We start from the raw sequence: 21,701 nt of genomic DNA, 5'->3' as shown, positions 1-21,701 counted from the left end.
CAGAGGAACTACCGACAATAAGGATTATAATTATCCCATTAATCAATAGCTCAACGTGTTGAGAGAGCGTAGAACAGCATAAATTGTTGTTCGAAACTCGTTTTGAAACACGACAGTCCACTGCTTCTTAAGCAATAGCCCAATCAAATTACCAAGTAGGGATAATTGATTTCGGCAAACTTTCCTTTCATATTTTTTCAAAGTACCCTATCCGCACTCCAAAATACTAATAATAAAGATTGCACCTCTATCTGATTACAAAACATTATAAATAAATGTTAAGATAGTAGCAAGTAGTGTTTCGCATATTATTAAATTATTTTAATTTGACGTTACCGGGGGAAGACAAATGTTGGAGCAAATTTTCTTAGTTAAGCAAGATGTCGAGAAATACCGCATGCTTACCGTTATAAAATCATTACCTCCTCGTGAAGTAAATTTAAGCAATATTAGTAGTAGACTAGAATTCACATACCAGAAAACTTACAATATTTTTCAAGCACTGCTGGAAGACTTAGCTGATGTCACTCCCGATATTGACCCGGCCGATACTAAAATCGAGTCAATCGACTTCACTAAAATTTCAATTGATACTTAACGACTATATTTGGTAAAAAATTCAATTGTTTTCCAAGCCTTCAATTATGGTTTGACCAGTGCCAATCCCTCGTTTGAGAGTTTTAGTAATGAACATTTCACTAGTAAATCAACTCTCAATCGTCGGATGTCACAGTTCCGATCATTCTTAAAAAACTTTGGTCTCAAAATCTCCAATTCAACACTCGAAATCAAAGGAAATGAAAAGAATATCCGTTGGATGGCATACTATGTCTATTGGTACACATACCATGGTCAAGAATGGCCTTTCAGCCTAATTCAAGAGAATTCAATTGATCAAATTATTGGCCGTGCTGGACTAACTTTTGACAATCCTATCGTACATTTTCAACTAAAATATTACTTAGCAATCTCTCGAATTCGTCTAATTAAACGTAATTATATTGAAGAATTGCCTTATTACAGCGATGTTTTTGGTGATCAAAACCTCGGTGAAGATATTTTGACTCATGAAGACTATCCAATTGTTCCCGTCAAAGCTTTGGATAACGAAAACAAACTTGTCAATTTATTCCGAAAGACTGCCTTTCAACCAAGTGATACTGCCTTTGAGCAACCAATCAACGCCAACGCCAGAATTAACCCTAAATTCTATGCGCTCGTTTATCACTTTATAGATTTCTTAAAGGAACACTATCACGATGATATGACTGTCTACCATGATCAACGAACTCTGAAACATATTATGACTTACGTAACGCGTGATATCGTCTTCTACTACATCATGGCGCCATATTCTTTGATGCACCTTGATACCATGTACATGAGTGACGATGAACGTACATATACTGACCTTTACAAAGATATTTATACATTCTTCTCCAACATTGATCAAAATGAATTCCCAGGAATTTATAACGCGGCCGAATTGATTTCAAGAAATCTGTTCCAAGTTTTGCCTAGTTATATTTCCACCATTCGTGCGGAAGATATTATCAAAGTTAAAGTCTTGATTGATCCGGGTAATCAAGCAGCTGAAGTCGTCTTAAGAAATATTCGGACCCTTGCTTTCGTCGAAATCGTTTCTAACGATGTTTTTGCAGACGTTGATGTCTTAATCACCTCATTGGACGTCTTACCATTAGATATCGAAAAGAAGAAATACCCCGCTGATTTAAAAGTCATCTCATGGGATATTTCATCAGTTCGTCCCGATTATATTTGGTTATTGATCCAATTAAATCAGATCTACGTCCGCAAATTGAAGAACAAAATTGAAAGTAGTAAAAAGAAAAAAGTCTTATAAAAGCTAGCCGTCCCCAGGGCTGAGAATATTTACTCGCTATGCGGACCGGCCCGAGCCTGAGAAGCGGTCTCGAACCTCGGTTTGAAGACTTTCCATAAACCGGAAAGTCTCCAAACTCGCCCGGTGGTGTAAGAACGGCAAAATCAGCCGTCCTAACGCCACACCCACAGCGGGTAAATATTCTCAGCCCTTCCGACTAATTCGTCTGTTTTATTAAACAGAATAGTTTTTGATTATATAAAAAACAAGTTGTATCACACTTAAAAAGCCGATATAAAAGGCATTTGAAATCTTTTTTGATTTTAAATGTCTTTTTTGGTTGCAATTTAAATTTAGAGAACTATAATCGTATTTGTAAATTGATAGTGAGTACTCACTATCATACAAAGGAGAGGATATTATGTTTACAACAATGTTTTGGATTTTAGCAATTTGGTTTATCGTTAACGTTATTTGGATGTGGTTCGAAACTGACAACCAAAACCTACAAAAGACTTTTGCTTGGATCAACGTAGTTGCAGTTATCGTGGGATTTTGGGTTTACTTCGGCGTTGCCAAAGTTAGTGGTATCGACACATGGTTTAACATTTTGAACTACGTCAATATTGTTCTTGCCATCGTACAATTCTACTTTGGCTATAGAAACAATAGTTCTATGAAGCATGCCTAAAGAAATTTTTAAGTTTTACCTCTTGAGTTCCATTTAGGTTAGAATGGAACTGGGCCGTCTCCGGTTGTGAGGAGATTTCAGCCAGATATGAGGATCGGCTCAAAAAGTCGCCCTGTGGTGTAGCTCGCCACCTCCACAGCAGGTTGAATCACCTCACAACCTACGACTAATATATAGATATGCAGTATAATGCGCATGATGCTAGTCGATAATTAATTACAAATATTTCACATTCAATTAATAACGATTATTTAGTCGGAAGAGCTGGGAAATATTTATGTGCCGTGGAAGTGTTGTTATGGCTTTAGCCATTACAACACCGGGCGCGTTTGAAGACTTGACGAACCATGTCGAGGCTTCAAACCGAGGTTCGAGACCGCACTTCGGCTCGAACCGTTCCGCACAGCTAGTGAATATTTCCCAGCTCTGTAGACGGGATACCACACGTAGTATAATATCTAAATATAGCTGGAGACAACGACCATTAGAATACTAATATAAGAGGCAAGCATATGGATAACCGATTCGATCTTTACCACGACGCAGAAAAAACTGAGAAACTGACTACGAAACAAAATTTGATTTTCCAATCAGCAATTGATCTTTTTTCAGAGCGTGGCTATGCCAATACCTCGACCAAAGAAATTTCCGAACATGCGGGAGTTTCTGAAGGCAGCATTTTTCGTAAGTTTAAGAATAAGGAAGAATTGTTGATGGCCATTCTAATGCCTTTGACTCAAAGAATTCTACCCCAGGATTTAAATCAGTTTTCGCATACTGCTTATCAAAACGGCAATCTCAATTTGAAATATTTCTTAACAACTATGATCAATGATCGCATCGCCCTCTTTAAGTACAACCATAAGATAATGAAAATTTTTTTAAATGAGTTTATTTACGACCAGGAAATTCATGACCGTTTGATTGAGAGCATTCCTAAAAAATCCTTTAAACAGTTCAATGAGGTGCTGGACAATCTGAAGAAAAAGCAATTATTGATTGATTGGGACAATCTTGAAATCTTCAGATTCCTCGCCTCAAATATTTTAGGATACTTGATTCAACATTATATTATTGCTGACCAAACTAAATGGGACGAAACTTTGGAAATTGAACATGTGACCGACTTTATCGTTAAGGGATTGACTCCTGATAAATAATTTATCTAATCAAGAATTACTTCCGTTAGAATTACCTCTGTACATAAGAAAAGCGTTGGAATCTTTACGATTCCAGCGCTTTTTTAATATTCTTGAACGTTGTCCGAACTGACAAATTCATTCGTAGCAACACGATAGTACTTCACATCATTGAGATAAGTATAGCGGTCAGAATACCAGCCACTATTTGCTTGAAGTGCCCGATCAGTGACATTTTGACCTTGGGATGTCTTCAATCCTGCTATCGTAGCTTGATGTACTAACACATTAACGTTATTTGCATAATAAAGGTAAACGTCACTAGCTTTGGCCCACTGATTGGTAGCAACACGGTAATACTTCTCGTTCTTTAATGTCATAGACTTATCAGTGTACCAGTCGCTACTAGGCGCTACTTTTCGATCAGTTATCATTACGCCATCGTCATCGTACAACTGAACTTCTGGTTCATCAAAATGGGTTCCAACTGTGCCTTCAATTGCTTCAATACCACGATCGACCGTTGAACTTCCTCCACCTGAATTAGAATTATTATTTACTTCTGGTTCAAATAAGAAATGGAACGTAATGGTCTTGCCGGATCCGCTTTCTGGTAAAATACCGTCTGACTGTTGTATCACGAGAATATCCACGACCCCTTTAGTCAAAGATTGTGCATCTTTCTTAATTCCCACTGTACCCAATTCTGCTAAATTTTTTTCTGTAAAATAAATTGTATTATCATTCATTTCTAGATAACTACCAGTTTTCGTATTCTCATCATAAGGGATAATCTCCTTATTAGATATTTGATCAAAATCATTTTTAATATCATCGATAGTTATTTTTGAACCAGTAATTGGTATGTTTATTGGTGTCAAATGCTTTATTCCCGTTTTAGAATCTTCTTCATCAACTTGAATCGTTACTTGCTTTTTAGGTACTGGAATTTCAATGAAACCTTTATCCAAATCCTTTGTCAAAATAACAGTTGCCGGCACCATTGCACTGTAATAACATTCAGGATCAACTCCCAGTGAATTCAAAGACTGTGGTTGAAATTCTTCTCTAGGGTAATGACCAGTTATGTAATCAGTAGATGTATAAAATGGTTCTCCTGATGGATCATCTTGAGAGACATATTTCACTTTAAATTCCATTGGCGACTCATAATCCCACTTCCAAGTGGTCTTCAAATCTCCCTCAGTACTACTTCCTGGGTAAAAGTTCATTAATCCCATCGTAGTTTGGTAAGTTCCAATCAAAATATTCTTATCCTCTGTATCAGTTACTTCCCAACCAACAGCCTTAATCCCATTTTCATCGGGAAACGACGCAAAGCTCAGTCCTGCAGCCGTCAAATTATTCTTTGGTGACACCCTCAACTCTTGTATATTGGGACATTCGTTCAATATCCGGGCCACACTTCTAGTTCCCGTCATATCAAGGTTTGATATATCAATTGAGGTCAATGCTCCATTACTGTCTAACATATCCGAAAAATTAATCTTTGATTTATCAGCAACACTAACTGAATTAGTTTTTGTTGGTAATTGCAGGTTATTTAATACTTCATTTCCAAAAAACATAAACTTAAAATTAACCCCATGATCCATCTGCCAGTTAGAAATATCAATTGCCTTGATACTCTGCAAATTACAAAAAGCATATGAGAAATCGGAAACATTGGAAACATCTAGACTACTGACATCAAGACTTTCTAAGCTCTTACACGACTTAAATAAGTAACTCATATCTGTAGTTTGAGAAGTATTCAACTTATCCAGACCTTTGATTTGGGTTACCTTGGTAAAATCACTAAACAACCCCGTCACACTAGTTCCAGCAATCACTTCGTCATCACCAAAGGCAATCGTCTTAACGGAACTCTTATAATCTTTCCAAGGCTCATTGGGAAGTGAACTTTCCTTGGTAGTATTATCCAATGTCCCTCCACCAAGATGTAATGTCACTCCATTAGCCCCACCATCATCAGAGATCGTCCAATGAACTGTTCCCCAATCCCCTGAGGAAATTTCTGATGTCGTGGGTTCTGATTGAACTGGCGTTGGTGCCTCTGGTGTATCTTTAGATTCCGTCTGAGAATCAGCTACTTTTAAAGCTTCTTTTGTTGGCTCGCTTGCAGGTATATCCGCTGTATTACCAGATCCAGCATCAGTTTTTGGTTGTCCTATTTCGGCAGTAGAATCAGTCTTAGACTCATTAACTGTTGCATCAGGCTCCGCAACCGGTGTTGTGTCAACGGCAGAGTCAGCTTTAACAACGGTTCCTTGAGAAATACCAAATAAAACTAGTCCTCCTACTAGGCTCAAAGTAGATTTAACTATCCAATTTTTACCACTCTTGTACAGCCTTTGCTTCAAAACAGCATTTGAATTTCTTTTTAATTGTTGAAATCTCAATTCCCCACACCTCCTATTTAATTATATTGTACACGTTTTCACAATGATTTTTATATATTTTTTAGGGTAAAAAAATAGGCCTGACTAAACTAGCCAAACCTACTATTTTTAATATTCAGTTAATTGGTCAGCACTAATAAATTCATTGGTAGCAACACGATAATATTTAACATTATTCAAATAAATATATTTATCGGTATACCAATTACTCAATGGTTGTAATAATCGATCAGTTACAACTTTACCCGTATCAGTCACTAATTGGCCCAGAGTACCAGAATTTACTCGAACCTTTGAAGTGTTTTGATAATAAAGATAAACATCATTAGCCTTAGCCCATTGGTTCGTTGCAACACGATAATACTTCGTACCATCAAGAGTCATAGCCTCATCAGTATACCAATAGCTATCTGGACCTAATTTGCGATCATCTACCATACCACCATTATCATCATACAATTGAACGTCTGATTTTTCGGCGTAAGTTGCTACAGTTTCTTCTAGTCCTTCTATTTCCCGGTCTATAGTTGAACCACTGCTGGTATTAGTTTTTTTAATTGGTAAATCATATTCAAAATAGAGAACTTGTCTTTTGCCAGAATTCCAAATCTCCAAATTAGTCTCTGGGTCTGTAGTTCCTTCCTTTAAAATCTCGTTAACTATTGGAAGACTTTTGAGACCCATATTTGTAGGAATAGGAATTTCTGGTTTTCCGGTGCTTGGATTTACCACTGACTTGCCTTTCCCATCATATTCCATCACATAGCTACCCACTCCAGTTTTTTCATCATATGGAATAAAGTCACTACCATTTAAGTACTTAAACTGGTCTTCTAAAGTTGCAGTTAATTTAGAATAATCTACTAAATCATCTTCAATTGGTAAACCAACGGTTTTCTTAGTGAGGTTCGATCCACTTTTATCATTAATATTTTTTTCAATAACTGTAATCGTATATGGTTCATGATTTACCCAATCAGTTCTTGTTAGCGAATCTCCTTTTCCATTATACATAGATTCTAAATCATTCGTGTTCAATCTTAAACTTGGTTCCGAATCAGACTTTAGCATCCACCCAGTTCTTCCAGCTATAGTATCCGGCTTATTTCTTATTCCAACGTCCAATCCCGATTCAGTCAAATTATTTTTAGAGGATAATTCTAAAACTTGAAGGCCAGAATCACCTAATAAAATATTTTTAACATTATTTGTTGACGACATATCTATTTGAGATATATCAAGTAATGGTAATGCAGGATCTTGAGAATACATCTCTGTAAAATCAACTGACCCTTTATCCGTAACTTTGGTTGAAAAAGAAGGAAGATAGGGAACGGGTAGATATATATATTTAATTACGGTGTCACCAGAAAACATTTTTCTATAACTCACCACATTTTGAAAATTCCAAACCGGAATATTAATCCCCTCTAGATTAGTACATCCACTAAAAAGATTACTCATATCTGTAGTATTCTGGGTATCCATTGCTTCTAAATTTGTAAAACTTGTCAAATTTGTAAAATTTTGGAATAACCCCGCCATACTTTTTCCAGATACTACCCCATCTTCAACGTTAATTGTTTTAACAGAATCCTTAACATCTTTCCATGGATTATTACTACCATCAGCATTTATGCTATCAAACGTTCCAGGTCCAATGTCTAGCATGCCATCTTCATCAATATTCCATTTAGAGGTTCCAAAGGTTCCACTCTGAGGTAAGACAGTTTCCTTTTCAGGTGTAGCCGTTGTTGCTGTATCGTTTTGATTGTTGCTTGGTGTAGCTGCAGTCTGTCCGGTTGGACCCTCTGGAGTTACTACTGGTTGGTTCAACTGTGCACTATTAACCTGTGCAGCATAATTTAATTCATTCTTTGGTTGAGGCTTTGAAACTGGTTCTACTGCCGGTTCCACTGCCTTCTTTGTTTCAACTGATTCCGCTGGTTGTTGTACTATAGGTTCAGTTGTAGCTGGTTCAGTTGTATCCGATTCAGCCGTTGACTGACTAACCACCGGATTAGTGTCAGCCTTAACAACAGTCAATTGGGATGCCCCAAATAAAACTAATCCTCCCATCAAGCCTAAAGTGGACTTAACTGCCCAGCCTTTACCACTCTTATACAAATGCTTTCTTAAAATCGTGTTTGGTTCCTTATTCAATTGCTGAAATCTCATTTTCCTACGCCCCCTGATAGTTTCAATTGTATTACTTTCAGGAAAAAAAAAGCTATCCATATAAAAATGGATAACTTTTTTAATTATTTCTTATGTCGTGAAGCTCGACTACCACTATCATTTCCAGATCTAGTAGTTTTATTAGGATTATCAGGTTTCTTTGGCAACTTGAAACTCATCTTACCACGACCACCTCTTGGTCCATCACCTTTATTACGTTGTGAGTAATAGAGGTACATCCAGACTGCAACAGCAATCAACACAATAATACCGACAATTATACCGATCCATTGTTTATTATGTGATTGAGGCTTTGGTTGAGCTGCATCATTGACGTTATCAACCTGGCGCTGCTTAACTGTGATTGTGTAATTGAAATCTTTAGAAAAACCATTTTCATTTTTTAACTCAATATGAGCTTTGTACGTTCCAGCATCTAACTTTTTGATTGGAATGAAGTAGTTAAATTGCGAATTAGGAGCGAACTGCAGGTTATCTGCGGAATAGTTGGTAACTTTACTACCATTAGTTATTTTGGCCTTTAAGGACACTTTATTGACGTTTACAGGCGCTGTGTTATCTAACTTATATGCAATACCTGTTGAACCGGCAACAGCTTTGGGAGCTGCGGATGTCAAATGCATATCAGGCATGACACCATCATCTTTTGAACGAAGGACGACGCCTTTAACATAACGAACCTGGTTCTTGATATTGATGTTCTTAGACTTAGTTGGGCTAACAGAAGCAGTTGTCGTGACACCACCTAAGATGATACCTGCATATTCAGAACTAGGCGACTTAACTTTAAATTCAACCGTCTTATTCTCGCCATTCTCGAGCTTCACAACTTGTTTTCGCTTGCCCTGAACTAATGATGTCAAAGAAGGCAATTTAGCCTTGTACAGCTTAGCATTGTAGTTATCATAGCCAATTACACCTGAATCGGCCGTATAGGCGTTGTTGACCTCCGCAGTGACCGTTATAGGCTTACTACCAGTGTTGGCAATCAAAACCTTTAACGTCTGCTCTTTATTAGGCGTAACCTTCAAATCAAAATAAGATTCATCTTTATTTATTTGATTATCTGGCAAAATCGCTTGAATAGCATAGGATTTGTCAGGTGCCGCTTTTACAGTAGTTGTGAATGGTAAAAGTGTTGTGATCAATAATAATAGTGCTGAAAAAAATACAATTGTTCGTTTTTTCATATACTTTAGCTCCTACCTGAATACCAAATAGCCCAGAATATTAGGAAAATTATTGAAACTAATACACAGACAATCAGGATATATGTCGTAGTTTTATTATATATCAAACCTTTACAACGTTTGTTGATATTGTTGGCTTGATCTTGCGTGATGGTATACGTCTTGTGGAACGTCCACGTGGCCTTACCACTGCGAGCCGCACCTTTGACTGTATAGGTCCCGGCTTTGATTGGTGTGGTATTTTGGTCGAAATCTACCGGAATACGGGAGTTGGGTGCAACTTTGGGATAGGTTAAGTCGGCAGTCATTACTTTATCGCCCAAATTGAATCTGTCTAACCAGCTCTTTCGTTTCACGGTCATGTGGACTATTACGTTTTTCATTATTCCTGGTTCTTTGTTTTGGAGATTAATGATTATGTGGGGCTTCTTACTGATTACATCCAAGGATAAATTGTGTAATGTAACAATCCCACCAACTGACTTGTTATCATCCGTTATCCAGACTGGAACATCAGCGTTACCTTTGGCGAAGTTACTGACATCATAAATATTAAATCCGCCCAAAATCAGATGATTTATTTTACCCTCAGGCAACTTAATCTTGAAGCTTAAATCCTTAGTTTTACCAACATTTATTTTCACAGTTTGTGCCTTTGTCATGTCAGCAAACGCATACTTCAGACCATACTGCCCTGCCTTAACCTTATCAGTATAAACTATCTTACCATCCATAGACGTTGTCGCATTAGTAGGAACCACCTTCAGAGTTAAATTACGCACTCCAAAATTGGCAATAGATATTTTTAAAGTTCTTGTCGTCTTTGAATTACCTATTATTTGAAATCGATCCGTGATATCTGAATCACCAATAAGTGGTGTAACTGTGACACCATCAATGTCCGCTTTTGCAGTTTGAGGAATCATGATAAACCCAACAAATGCAAAGAACAGCATTGACATTACATATAAAATTTTCTTATTCATAATTTCCCTCTGAATATAACTTCTACCATCTATAATACTAAAAAAGCCGTTCCAAGTCTTGGAACAGCCTAATTTAATTATTTATTAACGGCGACGACGTCTAGTTGTATTACCAGAATTATTATTTCCATTATTACCGTTGTTTCCATTATTATTCTTGTTATTATTTCTTCTACCCAAGTAAATACCAAGGCCAAGAATGATAGCTAATGCAAGAACTGCCAACAAGATGTATAACCATAGATAATTTGGTTTGATACCAGCAAGTTTATTATACTTTGCAGCATCATTATTTGTAATTGTAAAGTCCTTATTCAAAGTCCAACTCTTTAAACCACCTTGAGCCTTGTATGTCAGCTTTAAATGATAATTACCAGATTGCAATTGCTTCTTTCCCCATGAAATTGAGTAATTATAATTTGATGTTGGAGCAATATTTTGATCATCTGCCGTAGTTGTAATCTTAAAATCTTTGTTACCTTTTTTAGTAACTACCGCTTTAGAAGATAGACCACCTGTATAACTATTAGTTGAATTGTGAACATTAGCCAAAATACCTACATTAGGTTTTCCACTCATTACACCTGGCTTTACAGATGTAATAGAATATTTGGCTTCGACACTGTCTTTACCAGTTTGATTAATTTGAATTGGAATACTATAGCTGAATTTATTTTTTAATAATGTACCATTAGATGACACGGTTCCTTTAGCTTTCTCTCCATATGGTGAGACTGATACTCCACCCATTATGTAACCATCAAAAGACTTTTTAGGAATAGTGATTTTAAAGGTTAAAGTTGCCGTTGTATTACCAGGCACTTGAAATTCTGATTTTTGTGGTGTTGCTGTATCCTTAACTTGTACCTTAAGTGATGGATCAGTTACCTTAGACTTATTATAACTTAAAACTCCTCCATCACTTGTATAGGCAGTATTGACTGTGTACATAAATTTTCTAGTTTTACTTTCCTGATTAAGGACTATCAATTTTAAATCTACCGTCTGACCCGGATTACCCTTTACCAGATAACTTCCATTATCAATGTTTACATTATCTGTCGAAGTGCCCCCTGGTTTGATAGTATAACCGCCAGATGTTGCTTGAACAGTTTGAGTGCCAAACGTACCAAACGCGATTAAAAAGCATAAGGAAAAGACGAATGCTATTATTTTACGCATTGATTTTTTCATAAAATTCCTCCCAATAAAAGTGCTATCACAATGTTAATTATAAGACAAAAGCCACTACACTAGTAGTGGCTTTTCTTAAAATAGTTATTTAATTTCTTTTAATTAAGCAGTAACTGCGGCAGCAGCTAGAGTCCATGTGATTGTTGAGTGAACAGCTTGTACTGAAGGTGCATCTGTACCTGTCTTACCCATATTACCTACGTACAATGATGTTGGGTCAGTAGCATTTTCATCATATTTAGCTGCATAAGTACCAGTTGTGTAATTACCAGTTGATTCTTGTAGAACATTCTTTGATGTTGTGCCATCTGATGGCAATGTAGCTGCACTTGTTTGTTTTGCAATATTACCATTCATCCAAGCTGCATCGTTAAGTGTCAAATCAGTTGCTTTTAAGTTAAGTGAGAAGTCAGCACCCTTTCCACCTGTAGTAATCGCAGAATTGTCTGAGTTAACGAAGTTTCCTAAAGTAGCTGAAACTGTGAATCCAGGAACTTGTGAACGTGATTCAGTAACTTGCAAAATACCATCGGCGTTACCATCAACAGCTTCTGAATTACTTGCTGTCTTTGTATTATCTTGCATTACCTTTGTTGTCTCTTGTGCTGCTGCACCAAAGTTAAAGTCAGGAACCTTGTCCAATACTAGAACACCATTGATAACTTGAACTGCTGCATTTGATCCGGCTGTTGCTGTACCAGTAGTTGCAGCGGCACCGTCACCTTTTTCATCATAAGCAATTGCTAAGTTACCTTTACCTAATTGACCTGCGTCAGCTGTAGTAATATTACCATCTGCATCTTTAACTGCTTGTACATTACCATCTGCATCAACTGTACCTGATGTTGTTGCGGCTTGTGCTGTCAAAGCTGGGGCGATTGCTCCTAAAACCATTCCTGATACTGCTAGTGAACCTACTAGAACATTTTTTGATAATTTCATGATATATCCTCCCTGATATAGAAAATTATTTTTTTGTTTTTTGTCTTTCTTGATTACAATTAGATGATAACAAATTTTACAAGCTGTACATCTCAATATTTGTAAAAGTTATTTATCAGAATTGAATCATTTTGAAACTTGTAAGAACTTCAAGCTTTTGCGGAGCTTGTAACCGTAAAAAGCGAATAGACCAATCAGAATCGTAAAACCAGTTATGATTAATCCGATGTCACTGGAATCGCCCGTTTGTGGATAAGTGGACATATTGTTGATATTAACAGTAGGCGTTGTATCGACTTCCTTAACTTGGTTACCGGTACTCGTTCCTGTATTATCACTACTCAACAACACGCTTGAATTTGACCCACCGCCGCCGCCAGCAAGATCAGAAGTATCCGACGTGCTGGCAACGACTGCCGTGGACCTATTATCGCCACCTCCAGTCGAACTATTGGATTCAGCAATTACATGTGTAAAGCCAAATCCTCCAATCACACCCAACAATATAACGGCAATTGCGAAGAAACCGACTACTCGCTTTTTGACTGTGAGAATTTTTCTAGATCTCATTTTTCTCTTCATATAAAAAACCTCTCATCAAAAGTCTTGTCTGTTTTCTCCTTACGCTTTGTATAATACCATCTGTCTACCTCCTAACTAATCCGAAATAATTAAGAATTTTTTACGAGAAGTGAATCACTTCTTAAGTAAGTAGTATTTAACAAGATTGTGTTGCCCCGTGTATGGAAGCGCTTGATCAGCTTCATAAATATATTTGAAATCAAGTTTCTCTAACAGACCTTGTGGTATTGGATTATCCTTTTCTGTTGAAGCCCAGATTTCAGTTAACTGTAAATTCTTAAACCCGTAGTTAATCATCAGCCCCACAGCCTCTTTAGCATAACCTTGATGGCGAAACTTCCTATCTATCACAAAACCCATCTCACGCGTCAGCAACAACTCCGTTGACTCACCTCGTTTATTCAGCTCAATTATCCCTATCATCTTGTTATTTCCGGCCAAAGCAATGGTGTAGGATCCATCCCTTCTCCGGTACATATCAAGGAGATCACGACCAAAGTTTACATCCTCGGTATATTCTAGTCCAGCCAATTCATGGTTATTTTTGTCCTGTACCAATTCCAAAAATTGTTCTAAATCTGACATCTCAAAATTGCGAATTATTACATTTCTTCCTATTAGAGTCATAATTTCTCCTCATATTTCATTGTTTTACAATCTAATTTCTGGGGTTTTATTTTGCAGTACTTTATAATATATGCATAACGATTTTAGTTCAAATATGAAAGGGTGATTTTGTATGGATTTAGATTTTAAAGGTGACACAATTACAACTTATGGCGACCCATTGACCGTTGGAGAGACATTCCCCGACTTTACAGTGCTTGATAAAGATAACAATGCGGTCAAATTGACTTCTCTACTCGACAAGCCAGTCTTAATCAGTGTTGTTCCCGATATCAACACTCGTGTCTGCAGCATCCAAACTAGACACTTCAATCAAGAAGTCGATGGCCATTCTGAAATCAATTTTGTAACTATCTCAACTAATACACCAGAGGAACAAGCTAATTGGTGTGCAGCTGAGGATGTCGAAAATATGAAGATGTTATCTGACATTGACCATGACTTTGGTAAGAAGTCGAAAATTTGGATCAGAGACCGCAATATCCTTGCTCGTTCCGTTTGGGTCGTTGATAAGAATGGCGAAATAATCTATTCCGAAATCGTCCCCGTTCAATCAGATGAGCCCAGTTACGATCGTGTTCTTGGTCAATTGAACGAGTTAATTAAATAACTAAAGGTTGACAGGTTAAGTAAGTATGCCGTTTCCAGAGCTGAGAGTATTCAATTGCTGTGCGGAACGGCCTGAGCCCAAAAGCGGTCTCGGGCCTCGGTTGAAGCCTCGCAAAACCCGCGAGTCTCCAACACGCCCGGTGGTGTAATTGCTGAAGCAATAACGCCACTTTCACTGCAAACGAATGCTCTCAGCTCTTCCAACTAATTTATTTTGTTATGGCAGGAACAATAACATCAAGATTTCTGATTATTTAAATAAATTAACTCTAGGTCTGTAACAACATTGGCTATATCAATCTTTGGTTAAATAATACGTAAAAAGACAAGAAAAAATAATTCTTGTCTTTTTTATTTTGCCATAATTATCATATTACTTTAGCGCCGGCGGTGCTTTACAAAAGTAACGAAATGTAGAATACATGCTAATAATATAAAGAAAATTATTGTAAAGCTGCCATAGTTTAACCAAAAACTCCCCGCAATCCAAGTTTTCAGAGGAATTTGAATTCCCATCGTGATCAATGCCATCACAGCAATCATCAAGAACAATTGAATATATCTTTTCACAGTTGAATCATCCTTTCTCTTCCGAATCGAGATCTTTTTAGCGTATTTTTGACACAGTTTCTTCTTATTGTTAGGGATAGTTTTCATGCCAAAAGTATTCGGCAAAACAATTTCCCCAATTTTAATCACACCAGCAGCTGACATGACTCGGTCAATCGTCTTCAAGGACTCATCTGTAACACCAGTTAGAAAGTTTTCCATAGTCGAAACGTAACAAGAAGTGATGCTGAGATAATGCTTATCCTTAAATTGCCCGGGAATCGTATCACCATTTTCCTTAAAGTAAACTAGCTTAGGACGCATACAGTCAAAAAAGTTCTTCATAACACCAGATAATTCTCGAAAGTAAGTCGGTGCCGCCAAGATCCAAACATCACTTTCAGCCATCTTCTCGGTCAATTCATCTAATACCAAATTTTTCTCATGATATTTATGTGGCGTAATATCATAATTTTCCAAATAAATAGTTTCAGTTTCAACACCAGAATCAACATTTTTTAACACTTCATCAAGCATCTGGGCGTTAATCCCATGTTCTTGGTGTGAACCAAGTATCCCTAAAATTTTCATATATGTAATCCACCCCTATCTAACTAAATATGACGTTGCAACCAACATATTAATAAACTTGATTGCGACACCATTAATTCTAAAATACAATTGATGGGAATATTTGTAATTAATTATAGACTAGCACCGTGCGTCTTTACATCTATAGAATACAACTACCAATTTCATTAAACCTTGATTTATCCAATTAAAAATCAAGTCCACAGATCTATTAAAACTATAGATACAATCATTGGCAACCGGAAGCTGCATATTTAAATTGGTCCGTATTATATAAAGGCAATTGAATATTTTTACACTCGATCAATAACAATTAACTAGCTAAAGTTTGAAAGGTGAAAATTAATATAACCATCATCGCTACAGGTCTAGAATTAATTTATTCAGTAAATAATCAGAAGTCTTTACATTATTCCGACCATAAGAAAATAAACTAGTTGGAAGAGCTGAGAGTGTTCATTTGCAGCGAAAGTGGCGTTATTGCTTCAGCAATTACACCACCGGGCGTGTTGAAGACTCGCGTTTTGTGCGAGGCTTCAACCGAGGGTCGAGACCGATTCTCAGGCTCGAGCCGTTCCGCGCAGCAATTGAATACTCTCAGCTCTGGAAACGGCATAAGTAGAAGATTATTATATTCAAAACACTAGCTTTATTAAAAAAATGTTGCTACAGTATGGTTAACTAAGGAGGTTTTGTGTTTATGAAAGTTCTTATTATTGGTGCCCACGGTAAAGTAGGTCACCTACTAATCGGAGAGTTACAATCAAGAAACATCGATTTTGTTGCTGGATTGCGCAGTCAAGAACAAATCAAGGCCTACAACGATAACAACATTGAAACTCAATTTATTGATTTAACAGCATCCCTCGACAGTATCAAGGATTCAATTGAAGCTTCAGGAGCAGATGTCATTGTCTTTTCAGCTGGTGCAGGTGGCGCTGGTTCGGATTTGACCCTGCAAATTGATCTCGATGGTGCTATTAAAACAATGATGGTTGCTGAAGCAGTCGGCATCAAACGTTATATTATGGTCAGCTCAATTTTCAGCGATAACCGTAGTAAATGGGATGCTTCAGGTATTAAACCATACATGATTGCCAAACATTATGCGGACGATCATTTGCGTGGCACTAACCTCGACTACACTATCATTCATCCAGGTGGATTGACTGATGAAGATGGTACAGGCAAAGTTAAATTGCTTGGAAATAACGAAGTCGGGAGTATCCCTCGAGTGGATGTTGCCCGCGCTATAGCATTGATCATTCAAAATCCAACGACAATTGGAAAAGAATATACCTTTGCCAGTGGTGACATCGCAGCAGAAGATGTTTTTAGATAAATTTGAATTAATTGAACCTTGAAAAGAGGCCCTTCACAGTCAAATACCGTGAAGAGCCTCTTTTATTCGAGTTTTATTAGTTTTCAATCTGTTATTTTTGATTTCTTTAGTAATTGGTGAATGAATATATATACATTTCATATTATCATTCGTGTTTTACTTGTGTTTTTCTATAAGATTTGTGATACTTATGAAGCAATCAATCAAAGGCTGAACAATTAACTGAGTTATACGCATAATTATTAACAACTATACTATCCAAAAGTAGACAGTCTTTAGATAAATTAGGGGGTTATTATCGTGCAATCTGATGCAAATCTAAGTTTTATTGAAAAAGTATTTCATCTCAAAGAGGCCAACACAACCGTTCGACGTGAAATCTTAGCGGGACTAACAACATTCGTCTCTATGGCCTACATTCTCTTTGTCAACCCGCAGGTATTAGGGGCTGCTGGTATGGACAAGGGGGCTGTTTTTACGGCAACTGCCCTTTCAGCAATTTTAGGATCAGTATTAATGGCATTTCTAGCCAACTATCCAATTGCAATTGCTCCCGGACTTGGTGACAATGCGTTTTTCACCTATTCAGTCGTTTTGGCTATGGGAATCCCTTGGCAAACTGCTATGGCTGGAGTCTTCGCTTCTAGTATCTTATTCCTGTTGATCTCTGTTTTAAAATTACGTGAAATAGTTATCGACTCGATTCCTCACGATTTAAAACTCGCCATGGCATCAGGTATCGGACTGTTCATTGCTTTCGTTGGTCTACAAGGTGGCGGTCTCGTCGTCGGAAGCAAGTCAACTTTAGTCGAAATGGGATCTTTAACTGTACCAACAACCTGGCTAACTATTTTTGGATTAGTAGTTACCGGACTATTGATGGCTAAAAAAGTTCCTGGGTCAATTTTCATTGGAATGGTATTAACAACTATCTTGGGTCTTGTAACAAAATTAATTCCTTTGCCAAAACAAATTATTTCCACGATTCCTAGCATGAAACCAACGTTTGGAGTCGGAATCGCCCATTTACCTGATCTAGCCAACCCACAACTTTGGGCAGTTGTCTTAGTCTTCTTACTGGTCGCATTCTTCGATACCGCGGGGACTTTGATTGGACTAGCCGAACAAGCTGGTTTTATGAAAGATAACAAAATGCCTCGTATCGGTCGTGCGTTAATGGCAGACTCAATCTCCATGGTCGGTGGTGCTGTTATGGGAACAACCCCTACATCAGCCTACGTGGAATCATCCGCCGGAATTGCAATCGGAGGTCGAACTGGTTTAACTTCATTGGTAGTCAGCGTAATGTTTGCTCTAGCAATGTTCTTTTCACCACTTTTGACAGTCGTTACTTCTAACGTTACTGCACCAGTCTTAATCATTGTTGGAATCCTGATGGCCCAAGCAATGAAACAGATTGACTGGAGTAAATTTGAAATTGCCATGCCTGCCTTTTTAACAATCGTCGGTATGCCACTGACTTACAATATTTCTTATGGCTTCGCATTCGGAATCCTCTTCTACCCTCTAACAATGTGGGCAGCCGGTCGTAGAAAAGAAATTACTCCAATTATGTATATTCTCTTCTTTATATTTATTATCTTGCTATATACAATCAATATTTTGCCTGGAAAATAATTATTTTTAACATGCTGTATCGGTTAAATATGCCGTCTCCAGAGCTGAGAAATATTCACTGGCTGTGCGGAACGGCCCGAGACTGAGAGGCGGTCTCGAGCCTCGGTTTGAAGCCTTACCACAAACCGGTAAGTCTCCAAACACGCCCGGTGGTGTAAGAGCTGAAGCTCTTACACCACTTCCACTGCCCACAAATATTTCCCAGCTCTTCCGACTAATGATTCTTTATTAATCAGATTATAGTGTTCGCTTCAAATATATTTAATAACAATTTTCCATTTATATAGAAAATCAATTAAACAAAAGAGAATATGTGATACAAAATTTTCTCATTCCTCAAATTTGGTTATAGAAGTATTCAATTTAAAAACCCATCAAAAGAGACTGTCCCCTACTTGTAATAATCAAGTGAGAGACAGTCTCTTTTTCGCATAACCAAGCTTAAATTATCTTAAGCTCGATACAACTCATTTTTGCTGTACTTAACCTATAATTTAAAAATCGAATTCATAAGAAATTATTTTGACCGACAAAACTAGTCGGAAGGGCGGAGAATATTTACCCGCTGTGGGTGTGGTGTAAGAGCTTTAGCTCTTACACCATCGGGCGAGTTGGAGCCTTACCGATTCTTGTAAGGCTTCAACTCGAGATTCGAGACCGCTCCCCAGGCTCGAATCGGTCCGCATAGCAGGTGAATATTCTCCGCCCTGGAGACGGCCACCTTTCTTATTATTATTCATCAAAATTTATAAATTGTAATCTAATTGCATTTAACACTGCAATAATCGTAACGCCAACGTCAGCGAATACTGCTTGCCACATATTGACCATCCCTAAGGCTCCTAGCAATAAGAAAAGAATCTTAATCGTTAAAGCAAAGGAAATATTTTGAGTAACAATTTGACGAGTTTTCTTAGCAATCTTCATTGCACGCGCCACTTTGGACGGTTCGTCCCCCATGATAACTATATCAGCTGCTTCGACCGCGGCATCTGATCCTAATCCACCCATCGCAAATCCCACATCAGCAGTGGCTAAAACAGGTGTATCGTTGATACCGTCACCTACGAAGGCTACATTCTTATTATTACTATGAGATGTCTTCAAGAGGTCATTGACGATTGCAACTTTATTTTCTGGCAATAAATTCGTATATACGCCACTCATTCCCAATTTATTTGCAATGTCCGTACCTACCTTTTCATTATCACCAGTCAGCATAACCGTCTTATGGATACCACGGTTATTCAATAATCTAATGGCCTCAGCAGCATCTTTCTTGGGCTCATCAGCAATCACAATGTCACCCCAGAATTTTCCGCCAACAGCAACGTAAACAATGGTTCCCACGGCTTGAGCTTCAACAAATTCAATATTGTTAGCTTGCATAGCTTTAGCATTACCCACAACAATCGTCTGATTGTTAATTTCAGCACTCAACCCATGTCCGGCTTGTTCACTAGATAATTCAATTGGTAAAATCTTACCTGTGTAAGCATTCAAAATTGATGCCGCAATTGGATGGGTCGAATTCTTTTCTACACTGGCAGCCATTTGCAATAATTTATCCTTAGTAACATCAGATACAGGTGAAACTTTGATAACTGAGAATTTTCCTTTGGTTAAAGTACCAGTTTTGTCAAAAGCTACCGTATCAACATTGTTCAGAGCTTCCAGATAATTGCTGCCCTTGACCAATATACCCTGCTTTGAAGCTGCTCCTATTCCACCGAAGAAACTCAATGGCACTGAAATGACCAATGCACATGGACACGAAATCACTAAGAAAATCAATGAGCGATAAACCCAGACATCCCACGCACCATGCATGACTAATGGTGGTAAGCTTGCCAAAGCCACCGCTAATCCGACTACGATCGGTGTATAAATTTTAGCAAACTTGGTAATAAACTTCTCAGTGTCAGTCTTCTTGCTGCTGGCATTTTGAACTAGATCTAAAATTTTTGCGACTGTCGAGTCACTATAAACTTTGCTTACTTTGATTTGAAGCGTTCCGTTTTGATTAATTGAACCACTAAGTGCTTGGTCACCAACTTTTATATTTTGAGGCATTGATTCACCGGTTAGAGCCGATGTATCAACTGATGATTGACCTAAAACGACCGTTCCATCAAGTGGAATCTTTTCACCTGGTTTAACCAAAATAACTTGTCCGATTTGAACGTCACTCGGGTTAACCACTCGAATTTTATCGGCGAGTTTTAAAGTTGCAAAATCAGGTTTAACTTCTAGTAACGCTGAAATAGATTTTTTAGAACGATTAACGGCCACATCCTCAAAAACATTTCCCAATTCGTAAAACAACATCACAGCAATAGCCTCAGGGTACTCACCCAGAATAATTGCCCCAATCGTTGCAATACTCATTAAAAAATTCTCGTCGAAAATTTCACCATGAAAAATATTTTTAACCGCCGTAAAAACGATTCTAGCACCAATGACCAAGTAAGCCAGAATAAAAAATCCAGCATTAATTGGTGCAGGCAGCAGCCTACTTGAGCCAACTAGTAGTAGAATGAAAGAAATTAACAAACGAATAATTGTTAACTTAGTTCCTTTACTTAATTCGTTTTTAATACGTTTACGATTCTTTTTTAATTTGTAATCAGTTTGGACATCGTATAATTTCATCGAATTATCCTCCTTGAAAGGGTTTACATGCTCATCTGAATATATGAGCAATCATTCATATATTAATTATAATATAATAGGTCGTAATGAATTTCAACCTAATCTAACTGAATTTAACAAGAGGACAATTTATGCCAGAACAAAATTTTGAAGCAGAACATCAAGAAGCTTTGCATAATTTAAAACAGAATCTTCCCAATGATGAGGACCTCGACGCCATGGTCAACATCTTTAAAGCCTTCGGCGATATGACTCGTGTAAAAATAATACTTGCCTTAGCAAAAACACCTTTAAGCGTTGGTGAAATTGCGGATACCCTTGATATGAGTCAGTCTTCAATTTCACATCAACTGAGTATTCTCAAACAACTCAATCTTGTTTCTAACGCAAGACGAGGACGTAACATCCATTATCGCCTAAGTGACCAACACATCATCACCATTTTTAAGCAAACACAAGAACATATAATTGAAGATGAAAACGACTTTTAAACTGCTAATTTTT

General features: G+C 37.5%; 18 protein-coding genes and 1 riboswitch. Of the genes, 8 read left to right on the top strand and 10 right to left on the bottom strand.

Annotated features, from left to right (window positions below):
- Nucleotides 1-38 precede the first annotated feature (38 nt).
- Nucleotides 39-258: riboswitch (Lysine riboswitch) on the bottom strand.
- A gap of 91 nt (nt 259-349) precedes the next feature.
- From FFM71_RS08705 to FFM71_RS08690, 4 genes are all read left to right on the top strand, one after another.
- Nucleotides 350-598, top strand: coding sequence for a hypothetical protein (locus FFM71_RS08705; protein ID WP_137611785.1), 249 nt, complete (start codon nt 350-352; stop codon nt 596-598).
- A gap of 9 nt (nt 599-607) precedes the next feature.
- Nucleotides 608-1,864, top strand: a complete 1,257-nt coding sequence (locus FFM71_RS08700) for a helix-turn-helix domain-containing protein (protein WP_137611784.1) — start codon at nt 608-610, stop codon at nt 1,862-1,864.
- Nucleotides 1,865-2,264: 400 nt separating this feature from the next.
- On the top strand, nt 2,265-2,534 hold the full coding sequence (locus tag FFM71_RS08695; RefSeq protein ID WP_137611783.1) for a hypothetical protein: 270 nt from the start codon (nt 2,265-2,267) through the stop codon (nt 2,532-2,534).
- A gap of 512 nt (nt 2,535-3,046) precedes the next feature.
- Nucleotides 3,047-3,694 carry a TetR/AcrR family transcriptional regulator gene (locus FFM71_RS08690; protein ID WP_137611782.1) on the top strand — a complete coding sequence of 216 codons (648 nt, stop codon included), beginning with the start codon at nt 3,047-3,049 and terminating at the stop codon, nt 3,692-3,694.
- 83 nt (nt 3,695-3,777) lie between these two features.
- Here the strand turns inward: FFM71_RS08690 and FFM71_RS08685 are convergent, their stop codons facing one another.
- The 8 genes from FFM71_RS08685 to FFM71_RS08650 all read right to left on the bottom strand — a co-directional run bounded on the left by FFM71_RS08685 (nt 3,778) and on the right by FFM71_RS08650 (nt 13,816).
- The gene (locus FFM71_RS08685; protein WP_137611781.1) at nt 3,778-6,096 is read right to left on the bottom strand and encodes a BspA family leucine-rich repeat surface protein; all 2,319 of its coding nucleotides are present in this window, start codon (nt 6,094-6,096) and stop codon (nt 3,778-3,780) included.
- A gap of 108 nt (nt 6,097-6,204) precedes the next feature.
- The gene (locus FFM71_RS08680; RefSeq protein WP_171000518.1) at nt 6,205-8,274 is read right to left on the bottom strand and encodes a BspA family leucine-rich repeat surface protein; all 2,070 of its coding nucleotides are present in this window, start codon (nt 8,272-8,274) and stop codon (nt 6,205-6,207) included.
- A gap of 83 nt (nt 8,275-8,357) precedes the next feature.
- Nucleotides 8,358-9,485, bottom strand: coding sequence for a DUF916 domain-containing protein (locus FFM71_RS08675; RefSeq protein ID WP_137611779.1), 1,128 nt, complete (start codon nt 9,483-9,485; stop codon nt 8,358-8,360).
- A 5-nt stretch (nt 9,486-9,490) separates the two neighbouring features.
- The gene (locus tag FFM71_RS08670) at nt 9,491-10,471 is read right to left on the bottom strand and encodes a WxL protein host-binding domain-containing protein (protein ID WP_137611778.1); all 981 of its coding nucleotides are present in this window, start codon (nt 10,469-10,471) and stop codon (nt 9,491-9,493) included.
- 84 nt (nt 10,472-10,555) lie between these two features.
- Complete coding sequence (locus FFM71_RS08665; RefSeq protein WP_137611777.1) at nt 10,556-11,665, bottom strand: DUF3324 domain-containing protein; 1,110 nt, start codon at nt 11,663-11,665, stop codon at nt 10,556-10,558.
- 102 nt (nt 11,666-11,767) lie between these two features.
- Nucleotides 11,768-12,607, bottom strand: coding sequence for a WxL domain-containing protein (locus FFM71_RS08660; RefSeq protein WP_137611776.1), 840 nt, complete (start codon nt 12,605-12,607; stop codon nt 11,768-11,770).
- 126 nt (nt 12,608-12,733) lie between these two features.
- Complete coding sequence (locus FFM71_RS08655; protein ID WP_137611775.1) at nt 12,734-13,189, bottom strand: LPXTG cell wall anchor domain-containing protein; 456 nt, start codon at nt 13,187-13,189, stop codon at nt 12,734-12,736.
- A 114-nt stretch (nt 13,190-13,303) separates the two neighbouring features.
- Entirely contained in the window at nt 13,304-13,816 is a 513-nt protein-coding gene (locus tag FFM71_RS08650) for a GNAT family N-acetyltransferase (RefSeq protein ID WP_137611774.1), read from the bottom strand.
- A 112-nt stretch (nt 13,817-13,928) separates the two neighbouring features.
- On the opposite strand from FFM71_RS08650, the gene tpx reads away from it, so the two are divergent.
- Complete coding sequence (gene tpx / locus FFM71_RS08645; protein WP_137611773.1) at nt 13,929-14,426, top strand: thiol peroxidase; 498 nt, start codon at nt 13,929-13,931, stop codon at nt 14,424-14,426.
- A gap of 377 nt (nt 14,427-14,803) precedes the next feature.
- Here tpx and FFM71_RS08640 read toward each other — a convergent pair whose 3' ends face one another.
- Entirely contained in the window at nt 14,804-15,565 is a 762-nt protein-coding gene (locus tag FFM71_RS08640) for a flavodoxin family protein (RefSeq protein WP_137611772.1), read from the bottom strand.
- 700 nt (nt 15,566-16,265) lie between these two features.
- Here FFM71_RS08640 and FFM71_RS08635 point away from each other — a divergent pair.
- Nucleotides 16,266-16,907, top strand: coding sequence for an SDR family oxidoreductase (locus FFM71_RS08635; protein WP_137611771.1), 642 nt, complete (start codon nt 16,266-16,268; stop codon nt 16,905-16,907).
- 300 nt (nt 16,908-17,207) lie between these two features.
- The gene (locus FFM71_RS08630; protein ID WP_137611770.1) at nt 17,208-18,545 is read left to right on the top strand and encodes an NCS2 family permease; all 1,338 of its coding nucleotides are present in this window, start codon (nt 17,208-17,210) and stop codon (nt 18,543-18,545) included.
- A 732-nt stretch (nt 18,546-19,277) separates the two neighbouring features.
- Here the strand turns inward: FFM71_RS08630 and FFM71_RS08625 are convergent.
- Nucleotides 19,278-21,197, bottom strand: coding sequence for a heavy metal translocating P-type ATPase (locus FFM71_RS08625; protein ID WP_137611769.1), 1,920 nt, complete (start codon nt 21,195-21,197; stop codon nt 19,278-19,280).
- A gap of 131 nt (nt 21,198-21,328) precedes the next feature.
- Between FFM71_RS08625 and FFM71_RS08620 the strand changes: the two genes are divergently transcribed.
- Nucleotides 21,329-21,688 carry an ArsR/SmtB family transcription factor gene (locus tag FFM71_RS08620; protein WP_137611768.1) on the top strand — a complete coding sequence of 120 codons (360 nt, stop codon included), beginning with the start codon at nt 21,329-21,331 and terminating at the stop codon, nt 21,686-21,688.
- The last annotated feature ends 13 nt before the right edge of the window (nt 21,689-21,701 follow it).

The sequence above is a fragment of the Companilactobacillus huachuanensis genome, from assembly GCF_005404815.1.
In the GTDB taxonomy this organism is placed as follows: domain Bacteria; phylum Bacillota; class Bacilli; order Lactobacillales; family Lactobacillaceae; genus Companilactobacillus; species Companilactobacillus huachuanensis.
Note: the sequence above shows the minus strand (reverse complement) of the source record. Positions and strands in the feature narration are given on the sequence as shown.

Bases quoted from the DNA above. Each gene is read 5' to 3' on its own strand.
- FFM71_RS08705 (WP_137611785.1), top strand. From the start codon at position 350: ATGTTGGAGCAAATTTTCTTAGTTAAGCAAGATGTCGAGAAATACCGC.
- FFM71_RS08695 (WP_137611783.1), top strand. From the start codon at position 2,265: ATGTTTACAACAATGTTTTGGATTTTAGCAATTTGGTTTATCGTTAAC.
- FFM71_RS08690 (WP_137611782.1), top strand. From the start codon at position 3,047: ATGGATAACCGATTCGATCTTTACCACGACGCAGAAAAAACTGAGAAA.
- FFM71_RS08680 (WP_171000518.1), bottom strand. From the start codon at position 8,274: ATGAGATTTCAGCAATTGAATAAGGAACCAAACACGATTTTAAGAAAG.
- FFM71_RS08675 (WP_137611779.1), bottom strand. From the start codon at position 9,485: ATGAAAAAACGAACAATTGTATTTTTTTCAGCACTATTATTATTGATC.
- FFM71_RS08670 (WP_137611778.1), bottom strand. From the start codon at position 10,471: ATGAATAAGAAAATTTTATATGTAATGTCAATGCTGTTCTTTGCATTT.
- FFM71_RS08665 (WP_137611777.1), bottom strand. From the start codon at position 11,665: ATGAAAAAATCAATGCGTAAAATAATAGCATTCGTCTTTTCCTTATGC.
- FFM71_RS08660 (WP_137611776.1), bottom strand. From the start codon at position 12,607: ATGAAATTATCAAAAAATGTTCTAGTAGGTTCACTAGCAGTATCAGGA.
- FFM71_RS08655 (WP_137611775.1), bottom strand. From the start codon at position 13,189: ATGAAGAGAAAAATGAGATCTAGAAAAATTCTCACAGTCAAAAAGCGA.
- FFM71_RS08650 (WP_137611774.1), bottom strand. From the start codon at position 13,816: ATGACTCTAATAGGAAGAAATGTAATAATTCGCAATTTTGAGATGTCA.
- tpx (WP_137611773.1), top strand. From the start codon at position 13,929: ATGGATTTAGATTTTAAAGGTGACACAATTACAACTTATGGCGACCCA.
- FFM71_RS08640 (WP_137611772.1), bottom strand. From the start codon at position 15,565: ATGAAAATTTTAGGGATACTTGGTTCACACCAAGAACATGGGATTAAC.
- FFM71_RS08635 (WP_137611771.1), top strand. From the start codon at position 16,266: ATGAAAGTTCTTATTATTGGTGCCCACGGTAAAGTAGGTCACCTACTA.
- FFM71_RS08625 (WP_137611769.1), bottom strand. From the start codon at position 21,197: ATGAAATTATACGATGTCCAAACTGATTACAAATTAAAAAAGAATCGT.
- FFM71_RS08620 (WP_137611768.1), top strand. From the start codon at position 21,329: ATGCCAGAACAAAATTTTGAAGCAGAACATCAAGAAGCTTTGCATAAT.